We start from the raw sequence: 11,792 nt of genomic DNA, 5'->3' as shown, positions 1-11,792 counted from the left end.
TCCTGCTCAACTCAACTGCATCGGCTTGATCACCCTCGCCCAGCTGACCAGTTCGACGCGACCGGCGCCTGCCTGCTCAAGCGCTCGCGCACAGGCATTGGCGGTGCTTCCGGTCGTCAGCACGTCATCGACGAGAACGATGGTACGCCCCTGAAGGTCCGCCTCGGGTTTCATCTTGAATGCGCCCGCGACCAATTTCCGTCGCTGGCGAGGGCTCATGCCCTTGAGCGCCGGCGTCCGCTTCACGCGCTTCAGGAGGCAGGGATCAGTGCGCGGGCCGGTCATCTTGGCAAGTTCCCGGGCGACCAGCGCTGACTGGTTGATCCCGCGCGACCACAGGCAGCTTCGATGCAAGGGAACCGGCACCAGAAGAGGCTCACCATCCGATCGGACCAGCGGCGCCATGTAGCGCGCCATCGTTCGCGCAAGCGCGACTTTCCGCCCGTGTTTCAGGCGCAGCGCAATGCTTCGCGAAAGCTCGTCATAGGCGAGCGCCGCCCGTGTGCGCCCGATGCGAGGCGGCTTGGCGATGCAAAAGCCGCACGTGTCTGCGTCCGTGGCCTCCAGCGGGATTCCGCAGGTCGAGCAGCCGCTCTCGCCGAGGAATTCGACCCTGGTCCGACATTCCGGACAGAAGCTGTGCAGGTCGGCGACGATGGTGCCGCAGCCCGCGCAACGGGGTGGCAGGGCGAAATCCAGCACCTGCTTCAATGCGAACCGAATAGTCTCACCCGCCCTCACTCCGTCCTTGTCGCCGCTCATCCTCCGCCGCACAAGCGCCCGTGGCAGACGAGCTATTCGAACAGAAGCTGCGGGCATTACGCCGGAAACGCGCGCTCCGGCGCGGGCTGGAGCTGTTCCTGCATGAACGTGCGTTCGAGGACATCATCGAGCGCCTGTCGTTAGTGCAGCGTCGGTTTCGCTCGGGGCTTCTGGTCGGTCCGCCGAACCCGGGCTGGCGAGAACGGCTCCTGCAGATCGCGGACCAGGTCGACCTCTTCGAAACGGATGGGCTGATGCAGCTCGAACCCGGCTCGTACGACCTGTGCGTCGCGGTCGGGGAGCTGGATACCGTTAACGATCTTCCGCGCGCGCTCCTGACCATCCGCTTCGCTCTGCGCGAGGATTCCCTGTTCATCGGTGCGGTTCCGGGGGCGACACTTTGCCCGCCCTCCGATCCGCCATGCGGGCTGCCGATGAGAAGATGGGCGCCGCGACGCCGCACGTGCATCCGCGCATCGAGCCGGCCGGTTTCACCTCGCTCCTGTCGTCGGCAGGCTTCACAATGCCGGTGGTCGACGTGGACCGCGTCCAGGTGAGCTACAAGGGCCTGGCCGACCTTGTTCGCGACCTGCGCTCAATGGGAGCGACCAACATCCTCGCATCGCGCGCTCGTCGCCCTTTGACCCGCGAAGCGATCGCCGCGGCAAGCCGACAGTTCCTGTCCGGAGCCGAGGATGGCCGTGTCACCGAGATGTTCGAGCTGCTCCACTTTGCCGCCTGGACGTCCGCTGTTCCGGGAAATGGATGAAGCGGTATTAACCTCTGCGCCGCATCAGTTGTTAACCCGTAATGGTGTAATCGGCTGTCGTGGACGTGGACCAGAGGAGGGTGGCGTGGACGCTATCCGAAGGAATTTTCGGCGACTGCGCACCGACCAGAAGGGCGCAACGGCGATCGAGTACGGACTGATCGCTGCACTCATCGTCATCGCGATGATGGGTGGCCTTCGCGCAATGGGCGGCGGCGCCGGTGGCATGTGGAGCAACATCTCACAGGCAGTGCAGAACTCGTAACGGAGTTCCCGGCGCCAGGGGCCGCGTTCAGGCGCGCCGGGACCCATAAACGACCAGCTTCACTTTCTGGCCCGGCACCAGCCTCGAGTTGACGGCCAGATTATTGAGCGCCAGGAATCGATCGAGCTGGAAGGTCCGATAGGCCATTCGGCTCGCGAGCGCTTGCACCGTCTCGCCCGGCGCGACGGTATGCACGTCGATGATCCTCGGACGGATGGCGGCGGCTTCGTTTGGAGTGATCCGCCGGATCGATTCCACCATCGGCACGAACGGACCGACACCCTGCCCGCCGCGGGTGATCATCACGAAGTGATAAACCGTGTTCGGGCTCCACTGGTAGGCGAAGACGCTGACGTCGACCGTTCCTGACGACGTTGCCGCGCGCCCCGTCGTGTAGGCGGCGGGAATGCCATTGATCATGGTCCGCTGCGGCTGGGGCACGGAAAGCTGGACCTCGTTGCCCGCAAGCTCCCTGAGCAGCTGGGTGATGTAGTTTTCGAGCGAGCCGTTGTAGCGGCCGCCGCTGAATTGCGCCTTCCCGGCCGTTCCGCTGATCGAGACGGCGGTCGTGCCGTTCTGCATCAGATAACCCTGCGGCACTGCGAAAAAGATCCGCAGGTCGGGATGGGTGAAAGTCCGGCCTTCGATGACGCCCTGCGCGGGATCGTCATCGACGTAGACGCCCTCGAGCTGGCTCAGGAACTGGTCGCGGTTGCGAAGTCCGCTCCCCAACCGCCCGGTCTGCCGCGCTTCGGCGAGCGCGCGCTGCATGCGATTCACGCTGAGGGGTGAGTGCTGGCCCATTCCGGCGTTTGGCGGCTGTCCTGGCCCTGCACTCGGGCTTCAAGCGCAGTTGCCCGGGTGATTGCCGAAAGGACTCCGGCTGCGCCGGCAGGGTCGTAGCCTGCCGAGACGAGGTACCTCAGGCCAAGCGTGTCCGCCTGATACTCCTGATCGCGCGAGAAGCTGAGCGTCGCCAGCTGGGAACGCTGTGTCGCCATTTGCGCAACCGCGCTTCCGAATCCGCCGCCGATTACGCTCCCAAGGATGGCACCAAGCACGCCGAAGATTCCGCTCCGCTGCGCATAGGATTCTCGCGCCTGCGCATGGTTGGCGGCGACGTGGCCAACTTCGTGGCCGAGCGCGAAGGCCAGTTCGGACTCATTGTCCATCAGCCCCATCAGCTGGCGAGTGATGTAGACGTAGCCACCGGGCACGGCGAAGGCGTTCTCGACCGCCGAATTGAGGAGAGTGAAGCGGTATGCGCCCGGGGACACGCCCGAATAGGCCGCGACGCGGCGGCCGACACTGTTGATGTACGCCGCGCGCGACCCGGTTTCGGCGCCGCCGAACTCCTCCACCAGCTTCGGGTGATCCTGCTGGGCTTCCTGCACATAGCGCGGATTGATCCCACGGCCGGCGATCTGGGCCGAGGCCGCTACGGGCGACGCCACCATCGCGGCAGTGCCGAGCAGGAGGAACATGGAACGCATAACCAACCTTTCACATTCGCTACGGCCACGTAACTGACCCTCGCGTCTTTGAACGTGAGATTAAGGCGGTGGGTTCCTGTTGTGACCGTCAGGTCATAGCCAGATATTTGGCGCGCCGCTGCCGCAGGAGCTCGCCCCCGCCCAGCGCGGAACAGCCTTTCAGCTCCTCGATAATCGCTTCCTTGAGGTTCCGAATCGCAAGGTCGGGATCGCGGTGCGCACCGCCGAGCGGCTCGGTCACGATCCGGTCGACGACGCCCAGCGCCTGCTGGTCCTGCGCCGTGATCTTCATCGCCTCGGCAGCGTCGGCGGCCTTGTCCGCGGTCCGCCACAGGATCGAGGCGCAGCCCTCCGGCGAGATCACCGAATAGACCGCATGCTCAAACATCAGCACGCGGTTCGCAGCCGCGATTGCGACCGCGCCGCCGCTTCCACCCTCGCCGACGATTACGGCGATCATCGGCACCTTTAGCTCGAGGCATTCCTGGGTCGAGCGTGCAATGGCTTCAGCCTGCCCGCGCTCCTCGGCCTCGACGCCGGGAAAGGCGCCCGGAGTGTCGACCAGGCTGACGACCGGCAAACCAAAGCGGTCGGCAAGTCGCATCAGGCGGATGGCCTTCCGATATCCTTCCGGCTTCGCCATCCCGAAATTGTGCTTCAGGCGCGAGGCGGTGTCGTCGCCCTTCTCATGGCCAAGCAGCAGGACCTTGCGGCCGTCGATCGTCGCGAGCCCGCCGACGATCGCGGGATCGTCCGCGAACGACCGGTCCCCCGCGAGCGGCACGAAATCGCTCGTGAGGCCCGCGACATAATCCTTGAAGTGCGGGCGCTCCGGGTGCCGGGCAACCTGCGCCTTCTGCCAGGGGGTCAGCTTGGAATAGGTGTCGCGCAGCAGCTTGGCCGACTTGGCCTCAAGCTTGCCGATCTCCGCGTCCAGGTCGAGCTCACCGGAGTTCGCCGTTTCCTTGAGCTCGGACACGCGGGCTTCGAGCTCGGCAATCGGCTTCTCGAAATCGAGGTACGTCTGCATTGCGCGTTCGGGTAGGGTGGAGGTTCCGTTACGTCAACGACGGTCGGCGAGCGGATGGCGGGTATTCACCAGTTCGATCAGCCGCGCGCTGTCGACGTGCGTGTAGATTTGCGTGGTCGCGATGTCGGCATGGCCGAGCAGCGACTGGACGACGCGAAGATCGGCGCCACCGGACAGGAGATGCGTCGCGAAGGCATGGCGAAGCACGTGCGGGCTAATGCGCTCGGGCGGGATTCCCGCGTCTGCCGCCATGGTTCGGACGATCTGGTAAAGGCGCATCCGGCTGAGATGGGACTTGCCGCTCGGGAAAAGCCAGAGCGACGACGACGGCACTTCCTCGCGCCAGCGGACGACCGCCTGCTCGGCGCGGCTGGAGATTGGGACTAGCCTTTCCTTCGAACCCTTCCCCTGCAGGATCAGGAACGGCTGACCGACGCGCACCGCACCGCGTGGAAGGCTGACCAGCTCGGTCGCCCGAAGGCCGGATCCATAGAGCAGTTCGAGAAGCGCGAGGTTGCGAAGGGCGAGATGCTCGCCGCTCGACGCGCGATCTTCGGCCGCCTGGAACATCGCCGAGACCTCGTCGGAATCGAGTATTTTCGGAAGCGGCCTCTCGAAGGCGGGGCGCGGAAGCGCGGCCGACGGATCGTCCTTTCTCATGCCCTCGTCGAACAGAAATCCGTAGAAGCGCCGCAGTGCCGCTGACCGGCGGGCCACCGTCGATGGCGCGAGGTCGCTCCATTTCTTGCCGAGCTCCGACAGCGCGCCGCTATCCGCGTCGCCAAGGACTCCGCCGAGCGATTCCGAGGTTCGTTCGAGATCCGTCCGATAAGCCGCCAAGGTGTTCCGGGATGCACCTGCCTCGGCAGCCATCATGTCGAGGAAGCGATCAACCAGCGCCTTGTCTTCGAGGTTCACCCCAAGGTCACGTGCGCGCGAGCGCTTCCGCCGCGATCATTCGCGCCGTGAACTCCAGCCGCGTGCGCTTCAGGGCGGCGACCGAGTGGAAGACGTGGGCGGGCGGGGTCTCGTCGAAGGTCGCCGACTGCATCCCGGTGCCGGTCAGGACGAGCACGGTCCCGGCCTGGCCGAGCGACGCCGCACGGTCGATCATCCGGGTCCAGATCGAGCGATGCCCGATTCGAAGCCCGAAACGGGTGCTCAGCCGGCTCGCCGTTTCCTGATCGATCCGTCCCAGCCCGGCGAGGCCTGCGATCAGCAAAGCGCTGCGCCTTTTCCCGTCGCTATTGTCGCGGTCGATGAAGGCATTGATCCGGCGGACACCGAGATCGACGGGCGTCCCGTCGGGAGCGCCAAGCGCCAGCATCGCCCAAGCCTGGTCCGCATATTGGTCGTCCATCTGGCTGACCGCGCGGGCCCAGCGGCCAGCGTCCTTGTCGTAGCCAGCGGCCAGCATCGATGCGATGAGGTTCGGAGCGTCCGACTGGAGGTCCGCGGTCGGCTCAACCATCGCTGACGCGCGGCCGAGCATGGCGCGTGCGCCCTGAAGCTCCAGGTAATCGGACGACGCGCTCCACAGCTTCCGCATCGCGCCGAGCCGCGTGTCCTGGTCCTTGCCGATGAAGGCCTGCCGCAGCTGGAAGGCTGCGGTTCCGGGAATGTCGTCCGGGTCGGTTGAATCGTAAATCAGCGCGTTGAGGTCGGCGAGCGACTGCGACGAGAAGACGCCGAGCCCCGCAGCGATCTGCGCCGATGCGAGACGGTCCTGCGGAGCGATCATCGGCGACGCCGCCTGCCAGGCGCGGATTTGGGTCGGGGCGCCCTTGATGAGCCGGTCCGGGAAGGTCATTCCAGTCGCGGTCGCGAGACCGAACCGCCAATTGTCGATGCGATCGACCGGGCCCCAGTCGATGTCCACTGCGCGATTCGTGTTCGCCCCGGCGCCGATGACCTTCTGCGCAAGCTCGAGATCGATGCCCTGCATCCGCCCGCGCCGCCGCGCTGCGTCGATCTGCGCGTTGGCGGTCTCCGGCTCGCCCGCGAGCGCTGCGCACATGGCGTCGACAATCTGGACGATGTTGCGATCGGTCTTCTGGATGCCATCCTGAAGCGGGCAGAGCGCCGCGGGATCCGCATTGGCCAGCGCGCTCTGCACCCCGACCTGGAACATGCGCGGAGTGAATCGGTCCGTGTCCACACCGGACACAACCATCCGCGCCGCGTCCGCCTCGCCATCTTCAGAAGGAGCCAGGCACGCTCGGCGGCCCAGTCCACGGGGTTTATATTCCGCGGTGCGAGCGCTTTTGAGAGAAGCGCGTTGCGAAGTGCGATATGCGCCCAGCGCGACGCGAGCGGAGTATCCATCCGCCGCATCAGCGAGCCCAGAAATGCGCCACTCGCTCCACGCCACGGACTGGCGCCGAGACCAAGCTCGACCGGGTCGAGACGCCCCACGAGCCGCGGGTCGCGCCGTGCAAAGGCCGGATATTCAACAGGCGGAGGAGGCGGCTCGACCTCCGTCAGCTGATCGGCATTTAGCTCGACGACTCCGGTTTCGCTTTCACCTGCGGATCCCGGCGGAGCAGCCGGGCCCGGCGCAGGCGCAGGCGCAGGAGCCGCGGCGTTTGACTGCGGAGTCGCATCCTGTGCGAGCGCTGGAAGGGCAATTGCAGCCGCGGCTGCGGCCACGAGCAGTCGGCTAGCTGGCATTGGCCGGTGCGGTCACCTCGGTCTCGATGGTCTTGGTCGGAACTTCGCCTGCCCGGCTGGAGAAGAAGAACATCAGTCCAACGACGAGAAGGACGAGGACAAGGAGGACAATCACGGCTCGCGGCATCTTAACTCGCGTTTGCTTGGGTCGGGAATGCGACCGCTTTTGCCGCCCCGCCCGCCCGCTGTATAGCCCGAGCGTGGGAAAGCTGACAGACCGCCTTGACCGTCCGATCGTTCTCGTTGGCCTGATGGGTGCGGGAAAGTCGACTGTCGGACGCCGCCTGGCGAAGCGGCTGGGCCTTCCCTTCATCGATACCGACGCAGCGATCGCCGATGCTGCAGGCTATTCGGCCGCTGAAATTTTCGACCGCTACGGCGAAGCTGATTTCCGGGACGGAGAGCGCCGGCTCGTAGCCCGCCTAATCGACGACGAGGTCAAAGTGATTGCCACAGGCGGCGGAGTCTTCGTCGACCCGCGCACCCGCAAATTACTCAACGAGCGCGCGATCACCGTCTGGCTCGATGCGCCGGTCGATGTGCTCGCCGACCGGACGGCGCGGAGGGACACGCGCCCACTGCTCCGCAACGGCGACCCCAAGGGGACGCTGGAGCGCCTGGCGAAGGACCGGGGTCCATCTTACGCGGAGGCGCACATCCGGATCACCAGCGGCGCCGGAGCGCATCACGACGTCGTCGAATCGATCGTCAGCGCGCTCGAATCGCACCTCGACGGCGCTGCAAAGCCCTAGGCGGGGTTCTTCGCTTCGTCCGAAAGGGGCCGGTCGACTCCGAAACTGCGGTCGAACTTCGCGTGCAGGTCGCCGGTGACCGTTTGCGCATCCAGCCGTTCGAGGTCCCGCTCCCGATATTCGCGCTCGACCCGTTCCGCCTCGCGACGGGGGATGCCGAGCTTGATCAGGGACTCCCGGCCCATCGAGATCGCGCTCTCGTAAAGCTCGCGCTCGCACACTGCGAGATCCAGCCCGTCGAACTCGATGACCTGCAGCCGGTCGTAGACCCGAACCATGATCGCGGCATGCGGGAAGGACGTGAACACGGCCTCCAGCTTGTCGCGGGTCAGTTCCTTCGGGTTCTGGCAGAACAATATGCCTTCGGCGGTTTCCGCGCCGGCCGTGCGGAGCAGGTCCACGCGGGTCCCGTCTCCGTAATAGACCTTGGTCCCGAATTCCTCGCTCAGCTCGATCTGCGACGGCTTGCTGTCGATGATGGTCACCGGAATGCGCTTGGCCATCAGCATCTGCGCGACAGTCTGGCCGAACCGGCCATAGCCAACGACGATGACGTTGGTTTCAGGCGAGAACTCGGGGCCGTCCAGATCGACCGCGGGCTCGGGCAGCCGCTCCAGGATCCACTCGATCACCCTCATCAGGAACGGAGTCGAGACCATGGTGAGGGTCACGACCGCCGCGAACAGCGACGCGGCTTCCCGGGTGATCAGCTGCGCGCTTGCCGCCTGACCGAACAGGACGAAGCCGAATTCGCCCGCCTGGCTGAGCAGCAGGCCGAGCCAGATCGCCCGGCCCTTTTTCATCCCGAACAAATAGGCGAGGCCGGCGATCACGATGGCCTTTACGACGATGATTCCCAGCGCGAGGCCGAACACGAGTCCGGGCCGCGCGGCGACGGCGTTGAAGTCGATCAGCATCCCGACCGAAAGGAAGAACAGCCCAAGCAGGATCGAGCGGAACGGCTCGACATCGCTCTCCAGCTCGTGGCGATAAGGCGATTCCGCGAGCATCACGCCGGCGATGAAGGCTCCGAGCGCGGTCGATAGATGCAGCCAGTGCATCAGCGCGGCGCTCCCGATCACAGCGAACAGGCTTGCGACGACGAACAGCTCGCGCTCGCCAAGGCGGCCGACCAGTCGGAACAAGGGATTGAGGAGGAACCGCCCGGCCAGGACAAGCCCGACGATCGCGCCCACAGTATAGAGCGCCAGCATTCCGCCCGACGGCGCGGTCGGATCCACCGGCGCCCGCGACATGGCGGCGATGATCGTGATCATCGGTACGATCGACAGGTCCTGGAACAGCAGGACGGAAAAGGCGCGCTCGCCGCGCGGATGGTTGAGCTGGCCCGTATTACGCAGCATCGGAAGCACCTGCGCGGTCGACGACAGGCCGAGCGGCAGGCCGATGGCAATGCTCGCTTCGATGCTGAACCCCAGCGTGAAATGGATGAGAACGGCCAATGCCAATCCGCAGACCATCACCTGCATCAGCCCGAGGCCGAAGATGTCCTTGCGCAGTCGCCAGAGCCTGCCCGGATTGAGCTCCAGTCCGACAAGGAACAGGAGGAGCGCGATGCCGATTTCCGACACCGCCATGATCGAATCCGCTTCGCCGATCAGGCCGAGCGCGTAGGGACCGATGATCGCTCCGCCGACGATGTAGCCGAGAGTCGCACCGAGCCCGAGCTTGCGGAACACAGTGACGAAAAAGAGCGCCGCTCCGAGCATAAGCGCGCCGTCAACCAGCAGGTTACCGGTGACGACCTCGGGAACGTCATTCATCCGCGGGCGCCCGTCATTGCGGCGGCCAGTGCCCTGAACGGAAGCAGGATTGCGCCATGCCGTGAGCGACGTGACCGCGCCGGGGCAAGCGCGTCGAGCCCGGGCCAGCTGCCGGGATCTACGCGGCTGCCCGAGAGCCAGCTTTCGAGGTCGGTCAGCGCCTCGACAACCTCTTCAGAAGATCTTCCCGCAGCGTTCGCAGCGAGGATCGATGCGGAAGCCTGCCCGAAAGCGCAGGCATGAACTTCCTGCGAGACTTCCGCGATACGACCCTGCTCATCGAGCTGGACCTGCAACCGAAGCGTGCTCCCGCAGGTCGGCGAACGTTGTTCAGATGTCCCGTCCACCCGATCGAGCTGGCGCGGAGTAGGCAGCGATGCCGCCAGCCGCAGGATGTCGGTCGTGTAGAGCGGAGCGTTCATTCCCTGCGCCAAGTAGTGCCGGAGGCCGAATCCTCCAACAGGATGCCGTCGGCCTTCAGCTCATCGCGGATGCGGTCCGCCGTCGCGAAGTCGCGGTTTTTCTTGGCTGCTGCCCGCTCGGCAATGCGGGATTCGATCTCGCCAGCGTCGCCTCCGCCCTGAAACCATTCGTCCGCTCTGGCCTGCAGCAATCCGAGCAGGGCAGCGCTGGCCTTGAGTACCGCAGGATCTTCGATCGCCGACAGCCTCGACAATGCGAGCGGCGTGTTGAGGTCGTCAGAAAGCGCATCGACCACACCGGCATCGACGTCGCCCGCCTCAGCATCGCCGACCGAACGATAGAGCCGATCCAGCGTCGCCTTGGCCTGCGCGACCAGATCGTCCGTCCAGGCCAGCGGCTGGCGATAGTGCGCCGACAGCAAGGCCAGCCGAAGCGTCTCGCCGCGATGGCCCTGCTCCAGCAGCTCCGCAGGCGTGATGATGTTGCCAAGCGACTTGGACATCTTCTCCGAGCCCATGTCGACGAAGCCATTGTGCACCCAATATCGCGCGAGGGGCTTGCCTTCATGCGCGCAGCGGCTCTGCGCGATCTCGTTCTCGTGGTGCGGGAAGATGAGGTCGAGCCCGCCGCCATGGATGTCGATCGTCTCGCCGAGATGCCGCTCGATCATCGCGGAGCATTCGACGTGCCAGCCCGGGCGGCCCCTGCCCCACAGCGAATCCCAGCCGATCACGCCCTCCCCGCTCGGCTTCCACATGACGAAGTCGGCCGGGTCGCGCTTGTAGGGCGCGACCTCGACTCGGGCTCCGGCGATCATCGCCTCGCGGTCGCGCTTGCTCAGCGCGCCGTAATCGGGATCGCTCGGGACGGAAAAGAGCACGTGCCCCTCCGCCTCATAGGCATTACCCGTCTCGATAAGCCGCTCGATCATCGCGACCATCGCCGGAATTTCCTGCGTCGCATGCGGCGCAATGTCGGGCGGGTTCACGCCAAGCGCGCCCATGTCGGCGAGGTAGAAATCCTCGTACCGTTTCGTGATCACCGAAGGGTCGACGCCCTGCTTCTCCGCCGACGCAATTATCTTGTCGTCGACGTCGGTGACGTTGCGGGCATAGACCAGGCTGTCCGCGCCATATTCGTGCCGGATCAGGCGCGCCAGCGTATCGAACACGACCGCCGGACGGGCGTTGCCGATGTGTGCGCGCCCGTAAACCGTTGGTCCGCAGACATACATGGTGATCCGCTCCGGGTCGGCGGGCTCGAACGCCCGTTTCTCGCGGCTCATCGTGTCATGAAGGCGGATCACTCTTTATTGTCCTCGATGCTTTTCGCGGAGCCCTTCCGCCGCGTTTCGACCCAGTCGACCACGGCGCGGCCACTGGCGTTCAGTAAAGGATAGGTGCGTGAGTTGCGCATCCATTCCGGCCTCGGCTCGTCCGGCCCGTAGATGAGGTCAGTCGCGAGGTTGGCGACCAGGAAGAAGAGGGTCGCGGCGAGCAGTCCCTTCAGCATCCCGAAGCCGCCGCCGAGCACCCGGTCGAACGGCCCGAGGACCGACGTTCGGCTTTTCTTCCCAAGCGACCGCGCGAGCAGCTTCATGAACAGGAAGCTCGGCAGGAACAGGATCACGAAGGCAAGCACCGCCCCGCCGGTCGGCGTGCCGACAGGACCGACCAGCGCTTCCGACACCGGTGTGTGGAACATGCGGAGCATGACGATCGCTACCACCCAAGCGAGCAGCGACAGCATTTCGTGCACCAGCCCGCGGACGAAGCCGATCATGGCTCCCCCACCCAGCAGGACGATGACGAAAATGTCGAGCGCGCTCATTCCAGAGCGCCGCT

Annotated in this window: 14 protein-coding genes; 3 read left to right on the top strand and 11 right to left on the bottom strand. The window is 65.5% G+C overall.

Features of this window, described 5'->3' with window-relative positions:
- Positions 1–6: 6 nt before the first annotated feature.
- Entirely contained in the window at positions 7–762 is a 756-nt protein-coding gene (locus H9L14_RS03880) for a ComF family protein (RefSeq protein WP_187709297.1), read from the bottom strand.
- A gap of 421 nt (positions 763–1,183) precedes the next feature.
- On the opposite strand from H9L14_RS03880, the gene H9L14_RS03875 reads away from it, so the two are divergent.
- Together H9L14_RS03875 and H9L14_RS03870 are read left to right on the top strand one after the other, a co-directional pair.
- Positions 1,184–1,531, top strand: coding sequence for a hypothetical protein (locus H9L14_RS03875; RefSeq protein WP_187709296.1), 348 nt, complete (start codon positions 1,184–1,186; stop codon positions 1,529–1,531).
- A gap of 85 nt (positions 1,532–1,616) precedes the next feature.
- Positions 1,617–1,796: a Flp family type IVb pilin gene (locus H9L14_RS03870; RefSeq protein WP_246444418.1), complete on the top strand. Its 180-nt coding sequence runs from the start codon at positions 1,617–1,619 to the stop codon at positions 1,794–1,796.
- A 27-nt stretch (positions 1,797–1,823) separates the two neighbouring features.
- Here the strand turns inward: H9L14_RS03870 and H9L14_RS15545 are convergent, their stop codons facing one another.
- The 6 genes from H9L14_RS15545 to H9L14_RS15535 all read right to left on the bottom strand — a co-directional run bounded on the left by H9L14_RS15545 (position 1,824) and on the right by H9L14_RS15535 (position 7,116).
- On the bottom strand, positions 1,824–2,567 hold the full coding sequence (locus H9L14_RS15545) for a LysM peptidoglycan-binding domain-containing protein (protein ID WP_246444416.1): 744 nt from the start codon (positions 2,565–2,567) through the stop codon (positions 1,824–1,826).
- 5 nt (positions 2,568–2,572) lie between these two features.
- Positions 2,573–3,280, bottom strand: coding sequence for a M48 family metalloprotease (locus H9L14_RS15540; RefSeq protein ID WP_246444414.1), 708 nt, complete (start codon positions 3,278–3,280; stop codon positions 2,573–2,575).
- Positions 3,281–3,377: 97 nt separating this feature from the next.
- On the bottom strand, positions 3,378–4,319 hold the full coding sequence (locus H9L14_RS03860; protein WP_187709294.1) for an acetyl-CoA carboxylase carboxyltransferase subunit alpha: 942 nt from the start codon (positions 4,317–4,319) through the stop codon (positions 3,378–3,380).
- Positions 4,320–4,352: 33 nt separating this feature from the next.
- Positions 4,353–5,195, bottom strand: coding sequence for a tyrosine recombinase (locus tag H9L14_RS03855; protein ID WP_246444743.1), 843 nt, complete (start codon positions 5,193–5,195; stop codon positions 4,353–4,355).
- Between the two features lie 49 nt (positions 5,196–5,244).
- Positions 5,245–6,477: a hypothetical protein gene (locus H9L14_RS03850; protein WP_187709292.1), complete on the bottom strand. Its 1,233-nt coding sequence runs from the start codon at positions 6,475–6,477 to the stop codon at positions 5,245–5,247.
- A 501-nt stretch (positions 6,478–6,978) separates the two neighbouring features.
- Positions 6,979–7,116: a hypothetical protein gene (locus tag H9L14_RS15535; RefSeq protein ID WP_187709291.1), complete on the bottom strand. Its 138-nt coding sequence runs from the start codon at positions 7,114–7,116 to the stop codon at positions 6,979–6,981.
- A 73-nt stretch (positions 7,117–7,189) separates the two neighbouring features.
- Between H9L14_RS15535 and H9L14_RS03840 the strand changes: the two genes are divergently transcribed.
- On the top strand, positions 7,190–7,741 hold the full coding sequence (locus H9L14_RS03840) for a shikimate kinase (protein WP_187710023.1): 552 nt from the start codon (positions 7,190–7,192) through the stop codon (positions 7,739–7,741).
- Here the strand turns inward: H9L14_RS03840 and H9L14_RS03835 are convergent.
- The 4 genes from H9L14_RS03835 to H9L14_RS03820 are packed head-to-tail and all read right to left on the bottom strand — an operon-like array spanning position 7,738 to position 11,778.
- Positions 7,738–9,525 (bottom strand): cation:proton antiporter domain-containing protein, encoded by a 1,788-nt coding sequence (locus tag H9L14_RS03835; RefSeq protein WP_187709290.1) that lies wholly within the window; start codon positions 9,523–9,525, stop codon positions 7,738–7,740. The genes H9L14_RS03840 and H9L14_RS03835 overlap by 4 nt on opposite strands.
- Positions 9,522–9,947, bottom strand: a complete 426-nt coding sequence (locus H9L14_RS03830) for an iron-sulfur cluster assembly scaffold protein (protein WP_187709289.1) — start codon at positions 9,945–9,947, stop codon at positions 9,522–9,524. Before H9L14_RS03830 ends, H9L14_RS03835 begins: the two co-directional genes overlap by 4 nt.
- Entirely contained in the window at positions 9,944–11,254 is a 1,311-nt protein-coding gene (gene cysS, locus H9L14_RS03825) for a cysteine--tRNA ligase (protein ID WP_246444411.1), read from the bottom strand. The genes H9L14_RS03830 and cysS overlap by 4 nt, the downstream gene beginning before the upstream one ends.
- Positions 11,251–11,778 (bottom strand): CvpA family protein, encoded by a 528-nt coding sequence (locus H9L14_RS03820; protein ID WP_187709288.1) that lies wholly within the window; start codon positions 11,776–11,778, stop codon positions 11,251–11,253. The genes cysS and H9L14_RS03820 overlap by 4 nt, the downstream gene beginning before the upstream one ends.
- Positions 11,779–11,792 lie beyond the last annotated feature (14 nt).

Source organism: Sphingomonas sediminicola, from assembly GCF_014489515.1.
Lineage (GTDB): Bacteria > Pseudomonadota > Alphaproteobacteria > Sphingomonadales > Sphingomonadaceae > Sphingomicrobium > Sphingomicrobium sediminicola.
This window is presented reverse-complemented; position numbering and strand designations above follow the sequence as displayed.